Origin of the sequence: Mesorhizobium sp. M0751 (genome assembly GCF_040320265.1) — a bacterium.
GTDB lineage: Bacteria > Pseudomonadota > Alphaproteobacteria > Rhizobiales > Rhizobiaceae > Mesorhizobium.
Genome location: NZ_JAMYPH010000002.1, coordinates 490,160 through 511,982 on the forward strand (window position 1 = coordinate 490,160; position 21,823 = coordinate 511,982).

General features: G+C 63.5%; 24 protein-coding genes. 4 read left to right on the forward strand and 20 right to left on the reverse strand.

Features of this window, described 5'->3' with window-relative positions; genetic code table 11:
* Positions 1–13: 13 nt before the first annotated feature.
* The 6 genes from NKI19_RS05060 to tesB all read right to left on the reverse strand — a co-directional run bounded on the left by NKI19_RS05060 (position 14) and on the right by tesB (position 7,561).
* Complete coding sequence (locus NKI19_RS05060; RefSeq protein ID WP_352951093.1) at positions 14–820, reverse strand: exodeoxyribonuclease III; 807 nt, start codon at positions 818–820, stop codon at positions 14–16.
* A gap of 131 nt (positions 821–951) precedes the next feature.
* Entirely contained in the window at positions 952–1,635 is a 684-nt protein-coding gene (locus tag NKI19_RS05065) for an outer membrane lipoprotein carrier protein LolA (protein ID WP_352493180.1), read from the reverse strand.
* Positions 1,636–1,765: 130 nt separating this feature from the next.
* Entirely contained in the window at positions 1,766–4,414 is a 2,649-nt protein-coding gene (locus NKI19_RS05070) for an FtsK/SpoIIIE family DNA translocase (protein WP_352493179.1), read from the reverse strand.
* Positions 4,415–4,755: 341 nt separating this feature from the next.
* Positions 4,756–6,078 (reverse strand): ammonium transporter, encoded by a 1,323-nt coding sequence (locus NKI19_RS05075; RefSeq protein WP_352493192.1) that lies wholly within the window; start codon positions 6,076–6,078, stop codon positions 4,756–4,758.
* A gap of 49 nt (positions 6,079–6,127) precedes the next feature.
* Positions 6,128–6,466: a P-II family nitrogen regulator gene (locus NKI19_RS05080; RefSeq protein WP_023679755.1), complete on the reverse strand. Its 339-nt coding sequence runs from the start codon at positions 6,464–6,466 to the stop codon at positions 6,128–6,130.
* 219 nt (positions 6,467–6,685) lie between these two features.
* Positions 6,686–7,561 (reverse strand): acyl-CoA thioesterase II, encoded by an 876-nt coding sequence (gene tesB / locus NKI19_RS05085; RefSeq protein ID WP_352493178.1) that lies wholly within the window; start codon positions 7,559–7,561, stop codon positions 6,686–6,688.
* A gap of 100 nt (positions 7,562–7,661) precedes the next feature.
* Between tesB and NKI19_RS05090 the strand changes: the two genes are divergently transcribed.
* Positions 7,662–8,906 (forward strand): ubiquinone biosynthesis hydroxylase, encoded by a 1,245-nt coding sequence (locus NKI19_RS05090; RefSeq protein WP_352493191.1) that lies wholly within the window; start codon positions 7,662–7,664, stop codon positions 8,904–8,906.
* 138 nt (positions 8,907–9,044) lie between these two features.
* Here NKI19_RS05090 and NKI19_RS05095 read toward each other — a convergent pair whose 3' ends face one another.
* The 3 genes from NKI19_RS05095 to NKI19_RS05105 all read right to left on the reverse strand — a co-directional run bounded on the left by NKI19_RS05095 (position 9,045) and on the right by NKI19_RS05105 (position 10,382).
* A complete protein-coding gene (locus NKI19_RS05095; protein ID WP_352567453.1) occupies positions 9,045–9,572 on the reverse strand; it encodes a hypothetical protein in 528 nt (175 codons plus the stop codon).
* Between the two features lie 118 nt (positions 9,573–9,690).
* On the reverse strand, positions 9,691–10,047 hold the full coding sequence (locus tag NKI19_RS05100) for a YciI family protein (RefSeq protein WP_352567454.1): 357 nt from the start codon (positions 10,045–10,047) through the stop codon (positions 9,691–9,693).
* 2 nt (positions 10,048–10,049) lie between these two features.
* A complete protein-coding gene (locus NKI19_RS05105) occupies positions 10,050–10,382 on the reverse strand; it encodes a hypothetical protein (RefSeq protein ID WP_352951094.1) in 333 nt (110 codons plus the stop codon).
* Between the two features lie 157 nt (positions 10,383–10,539).
* Between NKI19_RS05105 and NKI19_RS05110 the strand changes: the two genes are divergently transcribed.
* Complete coding sequence (locus tag NKI19_RS05110) at positions 10,540–10,965, forward strand: OsmC family protein (protein ID WP_352493174.1); 426 nt, start codon at positions 10,540–10,542, stop codon at positions 10,963–10,965.
* A gap of 98 nt (positions 10,966–11,063) precedes the next feature.
* Here the strand turns inward: NKI19_RS05110 and NKI19_RS05115 are convergent, their stop codons facing one another.
* The 7 genes from NKI19_RS05115 to NKI19_RS05145 all read right to left on the reverse strand — a co-directional run bounded on the left by NKI19_RS05115 (position 11,064) and on the right by NKI19_RS05145 (position 16,438).
* Positions 11,064–11,705, reverse strand: a complete 642-nt coding sequence (locus tag NKI19_RS05115; RefSeq protein WP_352493173.1) for a YceH family protein — start codon at positions 11,703–11,705, stop codon at positions 11,064–11,066.
* A 231-nt stretch (positions 11,706–11,936) separates the two neighbouring features.
* Entirely contained in the window at positions 11,937–12,716 is a 780-nt protein-coding gene (locus NKI19_RS05120; protein ID WP_292663232.1) for a succinate dehydrogenase iron-sulfur subunit, read from the reverse strand.
* Positions 12,716–13,153 (reverse strand): DUF3052 family protein, encoded by a 438-nt coding sequence (locus NKI19_RS05125; RefSeq protein ID WP_352493190.1) that lies wholly within the window; start codon positions 13,151–13,153, stop codon positions 12,716–12,718. Before NKI19_RS05125 ends, NKI19_RS05120 begins: the two co-directional genes overlap by 1 nt.
* A gap of 2 nt (positions 13,154–13,155) precedes the next feature.
* Positions 13,156–14,994, reverse strand: coding sequence for a succinate dehydrogenase flavoprotein subunit (gene sdhA, locus NKI19_RS05130; protein WP_352493172.1), 1,839 nt, complete (start codon positions 14,992–14,994; stop codon positions 13,156–13,158).
* Between the two features lie 3 nt (positions 14,995–14,997).
* The gene (sdhD, locus tag NKI19_RS05135; RefSeq protein ID WP_292663226.1) at positions 14,998–15,393 is read right to left on the reverse strand and encodes a succinate dehydrogenase, hydrophobic membrane anchor protein; all 396 of its coding nucleotides are present in this window, start codon (positions 15,391–15,393) and stop codon (positions 14,998–15,000) included.
* Position 15,394: 1 nt separating this feature from the next.
* Entirely contained in the window at positions 15,395–15,814 is a 420-nt protein-coding gene (gene sdhC / locus NKI19_RS05140) for a succinate dehydrogenase, cytochrome b556 subunit (RefSeq protein ID WP_352493171.1), read from the reverse strand.
* Positions 15,815–16,057: 243 nt separating this feature from the next.
* Positions 16,058–16,438, reverse strand: a complete 381-nt coding sequence (locus NKI19_RS05145; RefSeq protein ID WP_352493170.1) for a hypothetical protein — start codon at positions 16,436–16,438, stop codon at positions 16,058–16,060.
* 252 nt (positions 16,439–16,690) lie between these two features.
* Here NKI19_RS05145 and NKI19_RS05150 point away from each other — a divergent pair, with 252 nt between their 5' ends.
* Positions 16,691–17,050 carry a hypothetical protein gene (locus NKI19_RS05150; protein ID WP_352493169.1) on the forward strand — a complete coding sequence of 120 codons (360 nt, stop codon included), beginning with the start codon at positions 16,691–16,693 and terminating at the stop codon, positions 17,048–17,050.
* Here the strand turns inward: NKI19_RS05150 and NKI19_RS05155 are convergent.
* Positions 17,034–18,254: a GGDEF domain-containing protein gene (locus tag NKI19_RS05155; protein WP_352493168.1), complete on the reverse strand. Its 1,221-nt coding sequence runs from the start codon at positions 18,252–18,254 to the stop codon at positions 17,034–17,036. The two genes, NKI19_RS05150 and NKI19_RS05155, sit on opposite strands and share 17 nt — an antisense overlap.
* A 78-nt stretch (positions 18,255–18,332) precedes the next feature.
* Entirely contained in the window at positions 18,333–19,529 is a 1,197-nt protein-coding gene (locus NKI19_RS05160) for a GGDEF domain-containing protein (protein ID WP_352567455.1), read from the reverse strand.
* 161 nt (positions 19,530–19,690) lie between these two features.
* On the opposite strand from NKI19_RS05160, the gene NKI19_RS05165 reads away from it, so the two are divergent.
* Positions 19,691–20,002, forward strand: coding sequence for a hypothetical protein (locus NKI19_RS05165; protein WP_352493166.1), 312 nt, complete (start codon positions 19,691–19,693; stop codon positions 20,000–20,002).
* A 59-nt stretch (positions 20,003–20,061) separates the two neighbouring features.
* Here NKI19_RS05165 and leuC read toward each other — a convergent pair whose 3' ends face one another.
* A complete protein-coding gene (gene leuC / locus NKI19_RS05170) occupies positions 20,062–21,471 on the reverse strand; it encodes a 3-isopropylmalate dehydratase large subunit (RefSeq protein ID WP_352493165.1) in 1,410 nt (469 codons plus the stop codon).
* 73 nt (positions 21,472–21,544) lie between these two features.
* Positions 21,545–21,823: hypothetical protein (locus tag NKI19_RS05175; protein WP_352951095.1), on the reverse strand; the 279-nt coding region annotated here is incomplete at its 5' end.

Here is a 21,823-nt window from a genome sequence, read left to right on the forward strand (position 1 = left end):
AGGCGAGACAAAGCTAGTCCAGGTTGAAACGCCCGATTACCGGCACATGGTCCGAGGGCCGTTCCCAGCCGCGCGCCGGCCGCAGGATTTCATAGCCGGCGAAATGCGGCACCAGGTTTGGCGACGACCAGATATGGTCGAGGCGGCGGCCGCGATTTGAGGCCTGCCAATCCTGGGCGCGATAGCTCCACCAGGTGTAGAGTTTCTCCTCGTAAGGCACATTGAGCCGCATCAGGTCGATCCAGTCGCCGGCGAGCCGCATCGCCTCGAAGTTTTCCGTCTCGACCGGCGTATGGCTGACGACGTTGAGGAGCTGCTTGTGCGACCAGACATCGTGCTCGAGCGGCGCGATGTTGAGGTCGCCGACCAGGATCGAGCCGGAATGCTCGTCATGCTCGGCGCGAACGGCGTTCATCTCGGCAACGAAATCGAGCTTGTGCTTGAACTTGCGGTTGACGGCCGGGTCGGGCTCGTCGCCGCCGGCCGGTACGTAGAAATTGTGCAGCAGGATCGTCTTGCCGCCGGCCTTGACGGTGACCGACAGATGCCGGCTGTCGTCGATCTCGCAGAAGCGGCGCTTTTCGACGATCTCGATCGGACGGCGCGCTATGGTCGCGACGCCGTGATAGCCCTTCTGGCCATGGAAGGCGATGTGCTCGTAGCCGAGCTTGCGGAACGCCTTCTCCGGAAACAATTCGTCCGGAACCTTGGTTTCCTGCAGGCAGAGCACGTCCGGCGCCTGCTCGACCAGCAGGCGCTCGACGATCGGCATGCGCAGCCGGACGGAGTTGATGTTCCAGGTAGCGATGGAAAACGGCATGTGGGGTTCCGGACAACGCAAGATCCGCCGGATGGCTCCGACGGAAGTCAATCGCGGAAACTACTGCCAGCCGCGCACCGCAAAAACAAGCCGCCCGCACCAACGCGGAAGGCCTCCGCAGCGGTAGAAAGTTACCGCGTCTTGGTGTTCAGCTCGCGGTTCGCCGTATAGTCGATGGCGAAGGTATCGGGGGCGAAGCTGACGCCCTCCTTGGTGTTGAAGATCATCACCGTCGTATCCTTGCCTTGCGCATCGGTGATGGTCCACTGCCGCAATTCATAGGATTTCGGATCGAACATCATGGTGATCTTCGAATTGCCGAACACCGATTTGTCGGCAAGCTGGATGGTGGTGAGATCGTCCTCTTCCTTGACGCTTCTGACGCGTCCGCCCGAGAGATCGATCTTGTCGTCGAGCAGCAGCTTCAGCGGCGTCTTCGACAGCGGGTAGAGGTCGGAGGTCCGCAGCTTCTTGTTGAGGATGACCACCGACTTGCCGTCGGAAATCACCCTGAAATTCGAGGCGCCGTCGTAATTGAAGCGGATCTTGCCCGGCCGTTCCAGAAAGAACTTGCCGCCGGTCTGCTCGCCCTTGGGTCCGAACTGCACGAACTCGCCGCTCATCGATTTGACCGAGGAGAAATGATCGGCGATCTTCTGCGCCGTCGCCGGAACCGCTGCTTGCGCCGACGCCAGCAGCTGGAAGCCGGGCACGAGGTTGGCGGCCGCCGCACCGGCCAGGACCAGGCCGAGGCCGAGCACCTGCCGGCGGGTTGGGGCGAAATCGCTGCTTGGGGCGAGAGTTGCGTTTTTCATGCCGGTCACCATCATCTGATTGCTTGCTCGTTATGTTGGTCTGGCCCCCCAGTTGGGCTTAAGTTTGGCGGGCCGCACGGCGCCCGTCCGTTGCAACGCGCCAAAAGGTTCAAAGTTGCCGGCGCGGCCTCTAGAACTTGTCGTCCTCCGTCGGCACCAGGATTTCGCGTTTTCCCGCATGGTTGGCCGGGCCGACAATGCCTTCCTTCTCCATCTTCTCGATGATCGAGGCGGCGCGGTTGTAGCCGATGCCGAGCCGGCGCTGGATGTAGCTGGTCGAGGCCTTGCCGTCGCGCAGCACCACCGCAACCGCCTGGTCGTAGGGATCGTCGGAATCCTCGAAATTGCCGCCGTCGCCGCCGCCACTGCCTTTGCCCGACGGCTCATCGTCATCCTTGTCGTCGTCCTCGGTGATGGCGTCGAGATATTCCGGCACGCCCTGCAGCTTCAGATGGGCGACGATCTTCTCGACCTCGTCGTCGGAGACGAAGGGACCGTGCACGCGCTGGATGCGGCCGCCGCCGGCCATGTAGAGCATGTCGCCCATGCCGAGCAGCTGCTCGGCGCCCTGTTCGCCCAGGATGGTGCGGCTGTCGATCTTCGACGTCACCTGGAACGAGATGCGGGTCGGGAAATTCGCCTTGATGGTGCCGGTGATGACGTCGACCGACGGCCGCTGCGTCGCCATGATGACATGGATGCCGGCGGCGCGCGCCATCTGCGCCAGGCGTTGCACCGCGCCTTCGATGTCCTTGCCGGCGACCATCATCAAATCGGCCATCTCGTCGATGATGACGACGATGTAGGGCATCGGCTCGAGGTCGAGGTTCTCCGTCTCGTAGATCGCTTCGCCGGTCTGGCGGTCGAAGCCGGTCTGCACGGTGCGCGAGATCCTTTCGCCCTTTTTCTCGGCCTGCTGCACGCGCGCGTTGAAGCCGTCGATGTTGCGGACGCCGACCTTGGACATCTTGCGGTAGCGGTCCTCCATCTCGCGCACGGTCCATTTCAGCGCCACCACCGCCTTCTTCGGATCGGTGACCACCGGCGTCAGAAGATGCGGAATGCCGTCATAGACCGAGAGTTCCAGCATCTTTGGATCGATCATGATCAGCCGGCAGTCCTGCGGCGTCAGCCGGTAGAGCAGCGACAGGATCATGGTGTTGATGGCGACGGACTTGCCCGAGCCGGTGGTGCCGGCGACCAGCACGTGCGGCATTTTGGCGATGTCGACGATGACCGCCTCGCCATTGATGGTCTTGCCTAGCGCCAGCGCCAGCTTGGACTTTGTCGTTTCGAAATCGCGGCTGGCGAGTATCTCCCTGAGATAGACGGTCTCGCGTTTGGCGTTCGGCAGCTCGATGCCGATGGCGTTGCGGCCTGGCACCACGGCGACACGGCAGGCGATGGCGCTCATCGAGCGGGCGATGTCGTCGGAAAGGCCGATGACCCGCGACGATTTGATGCCGGGCGCCGGCTCCAGTTCATAAAGCGTGACGACCGGGCCGGGACGCACATGGATGATCTCGCCCTTGACGCCGAAATCCTCCAGCACGCCCTCGAGCAGGCGGGCATTCTGCTCCAGCGCGTCCTTGGACAGGCTGGCATCGCGCACGACATTCTTCGGCTCGGACAGGAAATGCAGCGACGGCATTTCAAACCTTTCCGAGCCGATCAGTGTGGTCTGCGCTTCGCGCTGGACGCGGGCGCCCGGAGCCGGGCGGGGTGCCGGCGCTGCGACGCGCGTGGCCGCATCGGATCGGAAATTCTGCACCTGGGCTGTCGGGGCGCTGCGCCGTTGGCCCACGGGCTCCGGTGCAAAATCCATGTCATCGTCATCGTCGAAGACGTCGGCATCGTCGGGGTCGATCGAGGCACTGCGGTCGTTGACCATGGCGGCGAAGAATTCCGGCTCGACGCGGGCCCGCCCGCCCGGGCTCATCCGCGCCTCGGCGAACTCGGCCGATTCGACCCGTTCGGCCGCCCGCCGCCAGGCGCTGGGGCGCGGCTCCATCTCCGGCTCGAAATCGTCGCGCTCGCGCCGGCGCGCGGCGCGGCGGCGCAGATAGGCCCGCAGCGACAGCCACCAGTGGGCGATGGCGCCAAGCGCCAATATGCCTTCGTCGCCCTCGTCCTCTTCATTGTCGAAAAGCAGGTCGTCCTGCGGATCGGGCACGGCAGGCTGTTCGAGGACGGCGAAGCCGTTCTTGCGTGAAATCAGCGCCGAGCCATACAAGAATACCCACAGCGCCGGCGCTGCCAGAAGCACGGCGAGCACGCTGGCGACGAGGCCGGTCGGATAGCCGCCGATAATCAGGCCCGGGATATTGAGCACCATGTCACCGAAGACGCCGCCGAGGCCGGTCGGCAGCGGCCAGGTCTTGGGCGGCACCACGCAGCCGGCAATTGCCGCGCCAAGCAGCGAAAACCCGAACCAGGCCAGCGCCCGTTTGGGCAGCCGGTCGACGCCGCGCGCGGTAAACAGCAGAAATCCCCAGATCACCGCCGGCACCAGCGCCGCGACGGCGGCAAGTCCGAAGAACTGCATGGCAATGTCGGAAAAGACGGCGCCGGCATAACCCATTGCATTGGTGACGATATTGTCGGTAGCGTGCGAAAAGCTCGGATCGGCGACGTTCCAGGTGGCAAGGGCGGCGACGCCGAAACCAACGAGAGCAAACAGCCCGGCACCGACCAGCCGCCCGACCTGGCGCCTCGCGAACGACCGGATGCCGTGCTCCGTATCGGCCAGCGCAAGCGGTGCTGAAGCCCCTGAACGCATGCTCTTCCTCGTCTGTCGTTGCCCGGCCGGGGCGCGGACGCGCAACACGGCAGATTCGGCTGTCAGACTAGCGGCGGGAAGGTTAAGGGCGCATTAACCATGGGCAATCTGCGTCGCCGGAACGGACGACCGCCACCACAGTTCGGAGCCGCTGCGGCCGATTTTTCACGCCGCCGGCGGACCGGGCACCTTGATCAAGCGATCGTGATCGAGCCATCACGGCCATCCGCGCGCAAAAAAGAGGCCCGGAAGGTTTCCGGGCCTCAAGGCGTGAGCCCTTTCGGGAGCATCACGACGGGATATTCCCGGCACCGGCAAAACGCCGGTGCCGGCCAATAGCTTTATGGCACCACTTCGCCGTGCTGGCTGATGTCGAGCCCTTCGACCTCTTCCGGGGTGGAAGGACGCAGGCCGACCAGCGCCTTGACGATGTAGAGGATCACGAAGCTCGCTATCGCCGTCCACAGGATGGTGAAGACGATACCGTAGAGCTGCTTGCCGACAGAGGCACCCGAGCCCAGGCTGTTGATCGCCGGATCGGCGAGCACACCGGTCAGCAATGCGCCGATGATGCCGCCGATGCCGTGTACGCCGAATGCATCGAGCGAGTCGTCATAGCCGAACGCGTGCTTGAGCTTGACGGCCGAGACGTAGCACAGCACGCCGGCGACGATGCCGACGATGAAGGCGCCGGTCGGATTGACGAAGCCGGAAGCCGGCGTCACCGCGACCAGGCCGGCGACGGCGCCCGAGATGATGCCGAGAATGCTCGGCTTCTTGGCGACGATCCATTCGGCGAACATCCAGGCGAGCGCCGCAGCGGCAGCGGCAACCTGGGTGTTCAGCATCGCGGCACCGGCAAGGCCGTCGGCGGCCAGTTCCGAGCCGGCGTTGAAGCCGAACCAGCCGACCCACAGCAGCGAAGCGCCGATTACGGAGTAGACGAGGTTGTGCGGCGCCATGTTGGTGGTGCCGTAGCCTTCACGTTTGCCGAGAACCAGCGCGCAGACCAGGCCGGCAACACCGGCATTGATGTGAACGACCGTGCCGCCGGCGAAATCGAGAACGCCGGCTGTGCCGAGGAAGCCGCCGCCCCACACCCAGTGCGCGATCGGGGCGTAGACCACCAGTAGCCACGCGCCCATGAAGATGAGCAGCGCCGAGAACTTCATGCGTTCGGCGAAGGCGCCGGCAATCAGCGCCGGCGTGATGATGGCGAAGGTCATCTGGAACATCGAGAAGACGAACTCAGGGATGTTCGCCACGCCCGGCAGCCACAGCGACGAGGTGGTGATGCCGTTGTGGAAGAACTTCGAGAAGCCGCCGAGATAGGCATTCATGCCGCCGCCATCCGAGAAGGCCAGCGAGTAGCCGAACATGAACCACAGCACCGTCACCAGGCAGGTGATGGCAAAGCTCTGCATGATGGTGGCGAGCACGTTCTTCTTGCGCACCATGCCGCCGTAAAACAGCGCCAGGCCCGGTATGGTCATCATCAGCACCAGCGCCGTCGAGGTCAGCATCCAGGCGGTGTTGCCGGTGTCGAGCGCGGGCGCAGGGGCAGCCGGAGCTGCCGGAGCCGCTTCCTGCGCGAACGCAGCAACCGTGCCCAGTGCAGCGAGAGCGAGCGAGCCCAAAACGGCCGCGCGTCCCGTTATCTTCAAGGTGGAAGGAATATTCATTGAACTCTCCATTGGAATACGTATCCGCAGCTCAAAGCGCGTCGGTGTCTGTTTCGCCGGTGCGAATGCGCACCGCCTGGTCGATGCCGAAAACGAAGATCTTGCCGTCGCCGATCTGGCCGGTCTTGGCCGCCGCGGTTATGGCTTCGACGGCCTTGTCGACCATGTCGACAGCGACCGCGACTTCGATCTTGATCTTCGGCAGGAAGCTGACCGCGTATTCCGCCCCGCGATAGATTTCCGTGTGCCCCTTCTGCCGTCCGTAGCCTTTTACCTCGGTGACGGTCAGGCCCTGGATGCCGACTGCGGTGAGCGCCTCGCGCACCTCGTCGAGCTTGAACGGCTTTATGATTGCCATCACGATCTTCATAAGGTCTCACCCTTTGCTGTTGCGGGTCCCCGCGTTTGCACGACTTCGCCGATCCCCATGAGAGCCGGAGAGTGCCCGCTAGGATTCAAGCTCCGTGCCAATTGCCGAAGCAGGGTGTTAAGCTGTTGTTAAACAACGAAATCGGGAAGGTTTGCCGACTGCCTGTTCACAGTCGCGGCAGTGCATATGCTTAAAAAATAGGCAAATTTCGAAAAATGCCTACTCCGCAGGCGGCCGCTTCAGCCGGATGAGTCCTTCTTGGGCAACCGAGGCGATCAACGTGCCGTCGCGCGCAAACAGCGAGCCGCGGGTAAAGCCTCGCGATCCCTGCGTCGACGGGCTGTCTTGCGTGTACAGCATCCAGTCGTCGAGCGGATGGCTGCGATGGAACCACATGGCGTGGTCGAGGCTCGCCGCCTGGATATCGCGATCGAAAATGGCACGGCCATGGGCAAAGGTCGAGGTGTCGAGCAGCGTCATATCAGAGAGGTAAGCGAGCACGGCCGCCTGCGTGGCGCGGTCGGCCGGCACCAGGCCGGTGGTGCGGATCCAGATGTTCTGCTTCGGCTCGAGCTTTTCCCGGCTGGTATAATGCTTCAGCATCACCGGCTTCATCTCGATCGGCCGGTCGCGCTCCCAATAGCGCTTGATGCCGTCGGGCACGGCTTCGCCGAACTTGCCCAGCAACTCGCGCTGCGACAGCAACGTGTCGGGCGCCGGCACGTCCTGCGGCATCGGCACCTGATGTTCCAGGCCGACCTCATCCTGCTGGAACGAGGCTTCCAGCGAAAAGATCGCCTGGCCGTGCTGGATCGCCACGACGCGGCGCGTGGTGAAGGAGCCGCCGTCACGGATGCGGTCGACCTCGTAGATGATCGGTACCTTGGTGTCGCCCGGCCGCATGAAATAACCGTGCAGCGAGTGCACATGGCGCTCGGGCTCGACCGTTCGCTGCGCGGCGACCAGCGCCTGGGCGATGGTCTGGCCGCCGAAGATGCGCTGCCAGTCGAGCTTGGGGCTGCGACCACGATACAGATTGTGTTCCAGCTGCTCGAGGTCGAGAATGCCGAGAAGCTCGTCCATGGCTGCCGTCATCTTGACCTCGCCGCAAAATTACCATGGCGGTTTCCGACAGGAACAGCGGGCAGTCAAGGGCGGAATGCCCGGCGACAGTCAGGCTGCGAAAGGAATTGCCATGGTGGACAGCAAGAATTCGCTCGACGTTCTGGTCGCCGGCGCCGGCTATATCGGCTTGGCCGCCGCCGTATCGCTGAAGCAGGCGCGGCCGAGCCTTGCCGTTGCCGTCGTCGATGCAGCACCCGCCGGGGTCTGGCAGAAGGACGGCCGCGCCTCGGCGATTGCCGCCGCCGCGTGCCGCATGCTCGACCAGCTCGGCGTCTGGAACGAGATCGCGCCGGAGGCGCAGGCGATCACAGAAATGATCGTCACCGATTCGCGCACATCCGATCCGGTCCGCCCGGTGTTCCTCACCTTCGACGGCGAGGTCGCGCCCGGCGAACCCTTCGCGCATATGGTCGCCAACAAGGATTTGAACGGCGCCCTGCGCCGGCGCGCCGAACAACTCGGCATCGGCATCATCGAAGGCGTCGCCGTCAGCGCCTTCGACATCAACGGTGCCGGCATCACCGTGCATCTTGCCGATGGCGCGACGCTGAAAGCGCGCCTGCTGGTCGCCGCCGACGGCGTCAACTCGAAGCTGCGCGACATGGCCGGCATCAAGACGGTGAAATGGGAGTATGGCCAGTCCGGCATCGTCTGCACGGTGGCGCATGAGCGGCCACACAACGGCCGCGCCGAAGAGCATTTTCTGCCAGCCGGCCCCTTTGCCACGCTGCCACTCAAGCCGGGCAAGGACGGCACCAACCGTTCGTCGATCGTCTGGGTCGAGCGGTCGCAGGATGCCGAAAAGCTGGTCAGTGGCGACACGCTGGTCCTGGAATATGAGCTCGAGCACCGCTTTGGCCTCAAGCTCGGCGAAATCCATATCGCCGACAAGCCCCGCGCCTGGCCGCTCGGGCTGACCATTGCGCGCGCCTTCGTCGCGCCGCGCATCGCCTTGGCCGGCGATGCCGCCCACGGCATCCACCCGATCGCCGGCCAGGGTCTCAATCTCGGCTTCAAGGACGTGGCGGCGCTGGCGGAAGTGGTGGTCGAGGCCGACCGGCTCGGCCAGGACATCGGCGCGCTGGACGTGCTTGAGCGCTACCAGCAATGGCGGCGTTTCGACACGGTGCAGATGGGCGTCACCACCGATGTGCTGAACCGGCTGTTTTCCAACGATTTCGGCCCGCTGCGCACTTTGCGCGACATCGGCCTCGGCCTTGTCGAACGCATGCCCCGGCTGAAGCGTTTTTTCATCCGCCAGGCGTCCGGTCTGTCCGGCGACACGCCGAAACTATTGAAAGGCGAGGCGATCTAAACAGGCCCTGAAGCTTCCCCAACTTCGTCATCCTTGGGCGTAGCGACGCGAAGCGGAGAGAAGACCCAAGGATGACGAAGCGATCAGGCGTCTCGGCTTAATCGCCATGCGGTCTGCCAAATTTCCGTGTCGGGGAACTTAATTGACCTCGAAGCCCAGCTTCTGGCGCAGCCGCAGCATGCGCTGGTCGGGAATCTGCAGGTTTGGCCCGCCGGCTTCCGCCGCACGGCTGACCATCCGCAGCAGATCGCTCCTTTCGGCCGCGTCGAGCCGTTCGCGCAGGAACGGTGCCAGCTTGTCGATGACGACCGTGGCGTCGTCGATTTGCGATGCCGCCCATTTGGCGTAGATCACCGCTTCATCGGTCTGTTTTTTGTCGGCAATCTCCGAGATCACCGATCGAATGGCAGCTTCGCGTTGCGGCAGCACAGGACCATGTTCGGAGACGATGGCGGTGATCAGCGTCGCGGCGGCGACGACCGGATCGTCGATCGCCGTCAGCGGCGAGAGCGCCGCCTGCTTGCGCAGTTTCTTGCGGCGGACGTTGCCCTGGACGCGGCCAACGACGTCGGCAACCTCACGCGCCGCGTCGTTCATGGTCTTCAGCCGGTACCACCAGAACGCCGCTGCCCCCAGCAGGCCGATTGCAGCAATCAATATATGCATGCCCCAAGATCCCCCAATCTCGGACGACGATAGGAGAAGTATTGCTTCGCTTCAACACGCAAAAGTTGCGCCGATTGAAGAAACGACAGCCTGCGCCAGTCGCCGGCCGCCGACATCCTTACGACCCAGGCACGTTGTAGATCGCCCGCACCTCGATCGTGCCGATTTCGGCCAGCGGAATGCCGCCGGCGATCTCCAGCGCCTCGTCGAGATCCCTGGCCCCGATCATGACGAAACCGAGCAACTGTTCCTTGGTTCCGGCGAAGGGGCCGTCAGTAACCAGCCGCTTGCCCTGGCGCCGGCGCACGGTCTTCGACGTCTGCACCGATTGCAGCGCCTGCGCGATTATCAGGCGGCCGCTTTGCGCCACCGACCTGTCATAGGCCAGCGAATCGGCATCGAGCTTGGCCAGCCTCGCAGGCGTCATTGCGTAGAGATCTTTTTCTTCACCGTAGACCAGGCAAACGTATTTCATCTTTACCTCCATTCCTGGGTTGGACCGTAGGACGAGGCTACGGAAACATTGGCCGGGCCTTTGGCCGCGGCATAGTCGAGCCCCGCTGCATAATCCAGAAAGGACACCGCAATGCCGATGATGGCAATCGCCGCAAGCAGCCGGCCGAAGCCGGAAGGCGGCACGCGCGACCAGTCGGCTTGTTGTTCACCGGCCATGTGGCTGGTGCCTGTAGGGTGAACAGAAATCGGGTGAGCAGAAAACAGATTGTTCATGTGGTCCTCCATCCGGCCACCAATTTCACGGCCGCCCGCAGGACGGCCGGGACAGATGGAAGTCGACATTTTTGCACGCATATTTTTTTGCGAATTTTTTTAACGAGCGATTTTTTGCCTCACCACGATGTGTCACGCTGCGGCCGATACGAAAGCGCGGGTGGCCTTCGCTCCCGCGCGCGCTATAGTCGACTGGATGCCGATCACGGGCTCAATCACGACAATCAAGGAGGAATTGATGGACCGCACCGCCAACGCCGTTTGGAAAGGCAGTTTCAAGGAAGGCAAAGGCACACTCGAAACCCAGAGCGAGACGCTGAAGGGCACGCCCTATTCGGCCAAGATGCGTTTCGAGGATGAGAGCGGCAAATCCGGCACCAACCCGGAAGAGCTGATCGCCGCCGCCCATGCCGGCTGCTACGCCATGCAGCTTTCGCATTTTCTCGCCGAGAACGGCACTCCGGCCGCCGAGCTCGACGCCAAGGCCGTGGTAACGCTGGTTCCCGGCACCGGCATCACCGGCAGCGCGATCACGCTGGTCGGCAAGGTGCCGGGCATCGATGCCGCCAAGTTCAAGGAATTGGCCGAGAAGGCCAAGGCCGAATGCCCGGTTTCAAAAGCGCTCGGCGCCATCAAAGTATCGCTCGACGCCAGGCTCGGGTGAGCAGACCACTTTGCCAGGAAAACGCCGGCCCAGAGCCGGCGTTTTGCATTTCCAGAGGCTGGCGATCCGTCGCGCTGTCCCTCCGACATCTCGAATGATTATTGGCTTCTTTCGCCAGCGAGCACCTCGAGGCGTGCACGCAGCGCCGCAACCTCTTCCTCCAGCGCACGCACGCGCGCTTCGAGGTCGGGCGCCGCTGCCGGTGGTTGCCATGGCGCCGAGGCCGCCGACGCCTCCACTGGCCCGCTGAGCAGATGGACATAGCGATCCTCGCGCTGGCCTGGGCCGCGATCGATCTGCTGCACCAGCGGTGGGCGGCGGCCGATCAGCAGATCGAGGTTGCCGCGAAGCTCGTCGATCGACGGCAGCCGCGCCATGCGTTCGCTTCGTGCCAGCAATTCATAGGCCGTCTGCGGGCCGCGCAGCAGCAACAGGCCGAGCAGCGCGATCTGCGCCGAGGTCAGGGAAAAGCGCTGCGCCACGACATGCTCGTAGCGCTCGACGCGCGACGCGAACGCCTGCCTGACGAGGCCCTTCTGCTCGAGCTGGCCAAGCGCCCTTCTGACCTCGCCAAGTTCGACCGACATCACCGGCTCGCGTGCCGTCTTCTGGTTGGCCGCCGCAAGTGCCGCATTGAGCGTCAGCGGATAGACGTCCGGCGTCAGCTCCTTTTTCTCGATCAGGCAACCGAGCACGCGGGCTTCTATGGGAGAGAGGATGGGAAGGTCGGAGTCGGTCATAGATGTTATCCATTTGAAGTCGGCGGGACAGCGCCCCCCTCTGTCCTGCCGGACATCTCCCCCACAAGGAGGGAGATCGGCAGCCTCGCCGACAGCGCGTCATCCTTCAACCTTTGCAGATTGGCGAAAGCCGTGATGACAGCCAATCTCCCCACTCGTGGGGGAGATGTCCGGCAGGACAGAGGGGGGCGCGAAGGATCGCCGCGGATGAGACAATCCCGCCCGCAACCCCTAAACCCGTCGCTCCACCATCATCTTCTTGATCTCGGCGATCGCCTTGGCCGGGTTGAGCCCCTTCGGGCAAGTCTGGGCGCAGTTCATGATGGTGTGGCAGCGATAGAGCCGGAACGGGTCTTCGAGATTGTCGAGCCGCTCGCCCGTCGCCTCGTCCCTGGAATCGATCAGCCAGCGATAAGCCTGCAGCAGCGTCGCCGGGCCGAGATAGCGCTCGCCGTTCCACCAGTAGCTCGGGCAGGAGGTCGAGCAGCAGGCGCACAATATGCACTCGTAGAGCCCGTCGAGCTTTTCGCGGTCCTCATGGCTCTGCAGCCATTCCTTGGCCGGCTCTGGCGACACCGTCTTCAGCCACGGCTCGATCGAGGCGTGCTGGGCGTAGAAATTGGTGAGGTCGGGCACCAGGTCCTTGACCACGGCCATATGCGGCAGCGGATAGACCTTGATCGCGCCGGAAATGTCGTCACAGCCCTTGGTGCAGGCGAGCGTATTCGACCCGTCGATGTTCATGGCGCAGGAGCCGCAAATGCCTTCGCGGCAGGAGCGGCGCAGCGTCAGCGTCGGGTCGATCTTGTTCTTGATCCAGAGCAGCGCGTCGAGCACCATCGGCCCGCAATCGTCCATGTCGACGAAATACGTGTCCATGCGCGGGTTCTCGTCATCGTCCGGCGACCAGCGATAGATGCGGTATTCGCGCAGATTGGTCGCGCCCTCCGGCTTCGGCCAGGTTTTTCCGGCCATGATCTTCGAGTTTTTCGGAAGCGTGAGTTCGACCATTACCTCAGGTCCTTTCGGATGACGAGCTTCAGCCCGGACCAGATCTCGTTCACGGCGGCGACCTTGACGTCGACGAGGTCGAGCTTCAGCGCCTCTGTGCGGATAACGTCCTCGGTGACGTCGGTCGGCACTTTCGATGCCTTTTTTGGCCATGACACCCAGACCATGCCGTCCCGCTTGATCGCCGCCTCGACGTCGCCAAGACGGTCCTCGATCTCGACCCGCTGCCGGGTGAAAGCATGCACCGCATCATATTTCTGATGAACGCCCGAAATCGCTGACCAGTTGGCCAGCCGGTCGAGCCCGGCAAAGTCCACGGCTTCGGCAAGGTCGTCCAGTTCGGCCGGCAAGGCGACGAAAGCGGCAATCATCCCGTCCTTCAGGCCGAGCTTGGCCGGAAGGGGCGTGCCGGAATATCCCGCAACCGCCAGCGCCATCGTCAATACACTCTCGCCTTGGGCGCGATCTTGGCCGGGTTGATGCCGCCGTCTGCTTCCTTGAGCAGCGTCTCGGTGTGCACCGGCCGGTAGGTGAGCGCCACCTCGCCGGCCTCGTTGAGCCGAGCCAGCGTATGCTTGCGCCAGTTCGCGTCGTCGCGGGCCGAAAAGTCCTCCCGCGCGTGCGCGCCGCGGCTTTCCTTGCGCGCCTCGGCGCCATAGACGGTGGTGATGGCGTTGGCCATCAGGTTTTCCAGCTCCAGCGTCTCGACCAGGTCGGAGTTCCAGATCATCGAGCGGTCGAACACTTTTACGTCCTTGAGCTCGCCCCAAAGCTGCGAAATGCGCCTGCAGCCGCTTTCCAGCGATTCCTGGGTGCGGAACACCGCTGCGTCCTCCTGCATCGCCTTCTGCATCTTTTCGCGCAAAACCGCTGTCGGCGTCGAGCCGTTGGCGTGACGCAGCCGGTCGAAGCGGTCCATGATCTTTTCGACGGCGGCTTCGTTGGGCGAGGGAATCGCCGATGTGCGGTCGATCACCTGGCCGGCCCGGATCGCCGCCGCACGGCCGAACACCACCAGGTCGATCAGCGAATTCGAACCCAGCCGGTTGGCGCCGTGCACCGAGGCGCAGCCGGCTTCGCCGACCGCCATCAGACCGGGTAACACCTGGTCCGGGTTCAACGCCGTCGGGTTGAGCACCTCGCCCCAGTAATTGGTCGGCACGCCGCCCATATTGTAGTGGACCGTCGGCAGCACCGGGATCGGTTCCTTGGTCAGGTCGACGCCGGCAAAGATCTTTGCCGATTCCGAAATACCGGGAAGTCTCTCGTGCAGAACGGCCGGGTCGAGATGGTCGAGGTGGAGAAAAATATGGTCCTTCTTCGGTCCGACGCCGCGACCTTCACGGATCTCCAGCGTCATACAGCGCGAGACCACGTCTCGGGAAGCCAGATCCTTGGCTGACGGCGCGTAGCGCTCCATGAAGCGCTCGCCCTCGGAATTGACGAGATAGCCGCCCTCGCCGCGGGCACCCTCGGTGATCAGGCAGCCGGCGCCGTAGATGCCGGTCGGATGGAACTGCACGAACTCCATGTCCTGCAGCGGCAGGCCTGCGCGTGCGGCCATGCCACCGCCATCGCCGGTGCAGGTATGCGCCGAAGTGGCCGAGAAATAGGCGCGGCCATAGCCGCCTGTCGCCAGCACCACCATCTTGGCCGAAAAGCGGTGGATGGTGCCGTCGTCGAGGTTCCAGGCGACGACGCCGGTGCAGGTTCCGTCCGGCTCCATGATCAGGTCGAGGGCAAAATACTCGATGAAGAACTGCGCATTGTGCTTCAGCGACTGGCCGTAGAGCGTGTGCAGCATGGCGTGGCCGGTGCGGTCGGCGGCCGCACAGGTGCGCTGCACCGGTGGCCCCTCGCCGAAATTCATCATCATGCCGCCGAACGGCCGCTGGTAGATTTTCCCGTCCTCGGTGCGGCTGAAGGGAACGCCGTAATGCTCGAGCTCGTAGACCGCCGCCGGCGCCTCGCGCACCATGTATTCCTGCGCGTCGGTGTCGCCCAGCCAATCCGAGCCCTTGACCGTGTCGAAGAGATGCCACTGCCAGTTGTCTGGCCCCATATTGGCGAGCGAGGCGGCAATGCCGCCCTGAGCCGCAACCGTATGCGAGCGCGTCGGGAACACTTTGGTGATGCAGGCGGTGCGCAGGCCCTGCTCGGCCATGCCGAGTGTGGCGCGCAGGCCGGCGCCGCCGGCGCCGACGACCACGACGTCGAATTTGTGGTCGACATAGCTATAGGCGGAAGCCGTATTGGCGTTCTTCGCGTCCTTGGCCAAAACTCAGCCTCCAAATGCCAGTTTAAGCAGGGCGAAGACCGAGGCGACGCCGACGACTACGGGAAAGAATGTGTTGAGCGCGAGCAACGCCAGTCTGGTGCCTTCGCCATGCACATAATCTTCGATGATCGCCTGCATGCCGAGCCGCATGTGGTAGAGCACCGACAACAGCACCAGCGCCAGCACCAGTGCCACGAACGGATTGGCAAGTGCGGCGCGCACCTCGAGATAGCTGGCGCCGTTGAGTGCGATCAGGAAGCCGACGAAGAACAGGACCAGCGGGATGTTGGAAATCGCCGTCAGCCGCTGGCGCCAGAAATGGCCGGTGCCCTCGCGGGCGGAACCGAGGCCGCGGACCTTGGCCAGCGGCGTGCGCATATCGGTGTTCTTGCCGTTCATGTCAGGCTCCCCGCGCCATGTAGCCGGCGATCCAGATCAGCAGCGTCAGCGTGACCGAGCCGGCCAGCGTCGCCCAGGCGATCCTCGAAGCCGTATGCTTTTCCAGCCCTGCCCCAGTGTCCCAGATAAGATGGCGCACACCGCCCAGCATGTGGTGCATCAGCGCCCAGCTGTAGCCGAACAGCACCAGCCGTCCCAGCCACGAGCCGAAGGCCCAGTTGATGGCATTGAAGGTCGCCTCCGAGCTCGCCGCCGCCATCAGCCACAGGGCGACCAGCAGCGTGCCGAAATAGAGCGCCCCGCCGGTGATACGGTGGACGATCGACATCGTCATGGTGATCGGCGGCCGATAGACGGTCAGGTGCGGCGAAAGCGGCCGTTCGCGTCTGGCAAATTCGCGGGTGGCTGGTGATTTGCTCATGGCTCCCCCAGTTCGGCGTCTCTGGAGCCTCAGGTGGAAATGCGGCATTGCCGCTTCCGGTTGCGACTTCGGACAGCCGGTTTCTAATGCTCTTTTTGCACCGCGTCAAAGCCGGAAAACCGTTTCGAAAACGTAATTTAGTCTGACGAAAGCGAGGCTTTCAGCTTCAATCGATTAGGGCTGTTGCCTTGAGCCGGCACAATGTCGCTGCACTGCAAAAATATGGCTGCCGCACCGGGCGGATCAGCGCTTGCAGGCCAGCGGTGATGCACCGCCCTTCATCACCAGCGCATCACGCCCATCGATCACGATTGCGTCATGCGCCTCGCCGTAGCGGCTTGTCTGATTGGCCGGTGAGGCCGGCAGCTCGGCGCTGGTGCCGTTGGGGCCGAGCACGCGCACCGACGTGCCGAGGTTCTCGATGGTCATCACGCTACCGTCGGCGCATTTGTAGGTTGCAGTGCGCGGCTGCCGTGCCGCCGGTTCGCTAGCGGCGGGAGCAAGCGACACGGAAGCGGCGGGCGTATTGCCGAGCTTGGGCGCGCTGGTCTGCGGCGCGCAGGCGGCGGCAGCCAGCAACGGCGGAATGGCCAGCGCCATCCGAAACGTGCGGCGTAATCTCATGCTGCTTTTCTCCCGCGCATCGAACCCGCCGCGATGCTCCGGCAAGCCCCCGGATTTTCATGTTTTTTGAGTCGCGCTCGATGCCGGCGATGGTGGGAACACGGCATGGCCGAATGATGGCCGGTGGGTGCTCGAAATTAACCATGTTTTCCGAGACCTCGCCCCGGCTGCGGTTGCCCTCTTAACAAAGGTTAATAAAAGGTTAATTTCTGATTCGAGGAGGCTTGCCTCTCAGCAAAGGAGCAGCACGCCATGCATTCGAATTCAGCAGGATCGCGCCTTCCCTGGTTCCTTGTGGCGGCGCTCGCCCTCGGCATCGCCGCACCGGCATCCGCCGGGACGCGCCATCACGACCGCGTCTATGCCGATTCTTTCGGCAATCTCGTCATCGAAAGCGCCGCCGGCTACAAGCGCATACTCGTCGGCGAGGGCAAGCTGGCCAAGGAATTGTCCGCCTACACCAGTGCTGGCGAGCCCGATGTGATCTACGAAAACGAATCGGACGATGTCAGAAGCGGCGACTGCTACAGGCCGCCGGTTTTCGTGAAAGGCCGCAGCTATATGTACGGCCTCTCCGACGGCGAAATGCCGGAGCTCAGCCCCTGCCGCTGACGGCAACGCCGCCCTTTGTCGACGGCGCCGGCTGGGCAACAGCCGACCCCACCGAGACACGCACACAATCGCGGCCGCTGCCCTTCGCCTGATAGAGCGCTTTGTCGGCGCGCCGCAGCAGGTCGGAAAAGCTTTCGCCCGGACCAAGCTCGGCAACGCCGAAGCTGGCGCTGCAGCGATGATCCGCCGGCAGGCAGTCGATCGGCGTGGCACCGAAGGCGCTACGCGTGCCCTCGGCAAAGAGCCGGGCGGCGGCCAGATTGGTCCCCGGCAGGAAAATAGCGAATTCCTCGCCGCCGATACGGCCGGCGACGTGATGGTCGGCTGCTGCATCGCGGAGAAAACCGGCAAAGGTCTCGATGACCCGATCGCCGGACGCGTGGCCGTAAGTATCGTTGATGCGCTTGAAATGGTCGAGATCGGCAATGACCAGTGCCGCTGGAGCGGCCCGCCGCATGGCGTCGCGCAGCGCGATCTCGGCATGGCGCTCGAAGCCGCCACGGTTGAGCAGCCGTGAAAGCGTATCGGTTTCCGATTTCGACGTCGCCTCGGCGAGCACGTCGCGGACCAGGATAGCCAATGTCACCAGCGCAAGCGCCAGGCCGAACACGGTGCCGATCGACTGCGACACCAACGCGTAGCTGGTCTGCGCATAAGATTGCGGGTTGGCACCCCAGCCGCCGAGCGCATGGGCGATGAAGGGTTTGCTGGCGAATTGCAAGGTGCTGGCCGCCAGGACAGCCATCAGCATATTGTCGAGCCGCTCGCGTCTTTGCCTGGACGACAAGACGATCGCCAGCCCGGTGAATTGCATGGCCGCATAGGGAAGCTGGTAGGCCGCCATTCGCACAAAGGATTGGCGTGGCAGGTCCTGGACGAAGTAGACCGCGAGGGTGGCGAAGACCAGGAAGAACAGCATCGGCGGCCAAGGCGGCGAAACGCGGTATTTATGGGCAAGCCCGCCATTGAAGGCAACGGTTGCGCCAAGGAAGGCGGCAAAGGCGGCGACAACCACGGGGCGCGCATTGTCGAAGGCAGGAATGCTGAACTCGATCGCGAAATAGGCCATGCCGAGCACATAGCCGAACGCCAGCCAGCGCGCCGAAACCCGGCCAGCGTCATAGACCGCGATCGTCATGAAGGCCGCCGCCAGCAGCCCGGCAACGAACAGGTTGATCACCAGGATGAAATTAGCGCTGCCCATGGCGTTTTTGGCACTCCCCGCCGAACAGCAAATCACCGAGGCGCGAAAAAGACGTTAATTCGACGGCGCCGCTGACGCTTAGCCGGCACTGGTCCGATTGGGAAGGACGACTGTTTCAGGCCGCTGATAGGACAGGCACACGCTGTCGCGGCCATTCCTCTTGGCTTTGTAGAGCGCTTCATCGGCGCGCCGCATCAGCGGGTCCAGCCCTTCGTCGCCGGTACGGGCGGCCACGCCGAAGCTCGCGGTCACTCTTGTGTCGGGCGGAAGCCCGTCGATTCTGCCCGCCGAATAGAGCGTGCGAATGGTTTCGGCAAACAGTCTTGCCGCGCCAAGGTCGCTGAGCGGCAAAAGCACGGCAAACTCCTCGCCGCCGATACGGCCGGCAACGCCACCCGTGCCTGCAGCCGATAGAAGCTTGGCGGCGAAGTCGGCGATGACGCGATCCCCGGCCGCGTGACCATGCTGATCGTTGAGTGCCTTGAAATGATCGAGATCGGCCAGCACCAGCGTAACCGGCAACCGCGCCGTGGCACAGTGCTGCAGGACAAGCGTGGCACGCTCTTCGAAACCGCGGCGGTTGAGCAGCCCCGACAGCGGGTCTGTCAGGGTTTCGGTCTTCAGGGCCTTCATCACATCGAGCGCGGCGGCGCCGAACAGGCAAAGTGCAATAAGCAGCGACAGCAATGCATGCGACAGCAGCGCCGTCGTCCAATAGGACGAAGTGTAAAGCCCTTCATAGCTGGTGAACGGCCCATGCGCGATGACGACGGCAAGGGTCCGCGCCAGGAAGTTCAGGCCGGAAAGCAGCGACAGCACGAACAAGATCATTTCCGTCGGGCCGTTGTTGCGCACCACGCGCAACTCGGCGGCGACAACCAGGCTGATGCCGCCGAAGCTGAAATTGATTGCAAGGATGCGCCAGGTGAGATCCGGCCGGGCAAAAAGAAACCACGAGAACGCGGCCAGTCCGCCGCAGGCCAGAATGCCGATCGCCGGGTAAGGCACGCGCCGCCCGTAGCGCGCAATGACCGCGCCGGCGAGACAGCAGGTGGCAAGGGTGAAGCACAGGATCGAGATAAGCTTGGTCGGCGCCATGCCGACCGGCAAAGTAAAATACTGGAGCAGGAAGCCTGCGGCCGAGGCCGAGTAGCCCGCCGCCAGCACAGCCAGATAGGGACGGTGACGCTGATAGAACCACAGCACGAGAAATGCCGTGCCGAGTGTGAGGGCGATAGCTGGATTGAGCAGCGCTATGAGCAGTCCGGTGTCCAAGCGCTGTAATTTCCCCTCGCTTCCCTCAGGAGACGTTAGAGCGGAAGCCCAAACAAGCGGTTAAGCGAAAGCGAATATACGACAGGTGCGTCGACAAAGCCGCTGGGCGGAACCGCGAACGGCGAGCGGCGTTTCACGACGGCAGACCAGGAGACGCTCCGATGGCCGACACGATCATGCTCACCGATCACGATGCAATTCGCTCATGGGCCGCGGCGCGCGCCGGCTTTCCGGCGATCGTCGACGTGTCGCCCGAAGCCGGAACGCAGCCCATGCTGAGGCTGGTCTTCGGCCAGCATGCCTATCAGGACCAGGATGAGGCCGAACGCCCGGTCAATGCCGGCGGCTATGAACTGGTCGAATGGGACGAATGGTTCAAACTCTTCGACGAGCGCGAACTGGCGCTGGTCGTCGCAAAGGATCAACCCGGCCGCCGTGAGGGATTCCACGAATTCGTCAGGCGGCCCGGCTGAAGAATGCCCGAACCGCATTGCGGCTCGGGCACCTATATCCGACTGCGCGAGCCCCTGCCCTATTTCCACTCGCGGATGTCGACGAAATGGCCGGCAATCGCCGCCGCCGCCGCCATTGCCGGCGATACCAGATGCGTGCGGCCCTTGAAGCCTTGGCGCCCTTCGAAATTGCGGTTCGAGGTCGAGGCGCAGCGCTCATGCGGCTTCAGCCGGTCGTCGTTCATGGCAAGGCACATCGAGCAGCCCGGCTCGCGCCAGTCAAAGCCGGCGGCGACAAAGATCTTGTCTAGGCCTTCGGCCTCGGCCTGTTCCTTGACCAGACCGGAGCCCGGGACGATCATCGCACTGACCCGCGGGTTGACCTTCTTGCCCTCGATCACCTTGGCGGCGGCGCGCAAATCCTCGATGCGGCCATTGGTGCAGGAGCCGATGAAGACGCGATCGAGTTCGATATCGGTGATCTTGGTGCCCGGCTTCAGGCCCATATAGTCGAGTGCGCGTTGCTTGGACGTGCGCTTGTTCTCGTCGGTGATGTCGTCCGGGTTCGGCACGATGCCTTGCACCGAGACCACGTCCTCGGGCGATGAGCCCCAGGAGACGATCGGCGGCAGTTTTGCCGCATCGAGCACGACCACCTTGTCGAAATGCGCGCCTTCGTCGGACTGCAGCGTCTTCCAGTAGGCGAGCGCGGCATCCCAGGCTTCGCCCTTGGGGGCGCGCGGCTTGTCCTTGACATAGGCGAAGGTGGTCTCGTCGGGCGCGATCAGCCCGGCGCGCGCGCCGGCTTCGATCGACATGTTGCAGATCGTCATGCGGCCTTCCATCGACAGCGCACGGATCGCCTCGCCGGCATATTCGATGACATAGCCGGTGCCGCCGGCCGTGCCGATCTCGCCGATGATGGCGAGGATGATGTCCTTGGCGGTGACGCCTTCCGGCAGTGCGCCGTCGACGCGCACCAGCATGTTCTTGGCCTTGCGCTGGATCAGCGTCTGCGTCGCCAGCACATGCTCGACTTCAGAGGTGCCGATGCCATGCGCCAGCGCCCCGAACGCGCCATGCGTCGAGGTGTGGCTGTCGCCGCAGACGATGGTCATGCCGGGCAGCGTAAAGCCTTGCTCGGGACCGATGATGTGGACGATGCCCTGTCGGATGTCCTTCTCGGAATAATATTCGATACCGAAATCCTTGGCGTTCTTGGCCAGCGCCTCGACCTGGATGCGGCTTTCCTCGTTCTTGATGCCGAACTTTCGCTCCGGCGAGGTCGACACATTGTGGTCGACCACGGCCAGCGTCTTTTCCGGATGCCGAACCTTGCGGCCGGTCATGCGCAGGCCCTCGAAAGCCTGCGGGCTGGTGACTTCATGGACCAGGTGGCGGTCGATATAGAGCAGGCAGGTGCCGTCGTCCTGGCGGTCGACGACATGGTCGTCGAAAATCTTGTCATAGAGGGTGCGCGGTGCGCTCATTTGCGTAAATCCGTCGATTTAAAAAGGAAAAAGGACGCCGGTCGGCCCGGCGAAACAGCCTGGCGAGTCCGCCCTAGCTAAGTCGGCTGGTCAGCGCCCCGCTGACGCGCGCGGAAAATCGCGACGGCAGGCGTTTTCTGTCCTGCAGCACGAAACCCTTATAGGCCGGGTCGCCAAAAAGCTCTTCCATGGCGCTGCTCATATCAATGTTTTGGCTTTTCAGCAATCGTGGCTGGTACGGCGCGACTTTCCCTTCTCCCCTTGTGAGGCCTTTGCACAGAATCTGATTGGTGATTCTGTAGTGTTGGTCGCTACGGGAGATTCGCGGATGGTTGATCGTGTGCTTGGTCAA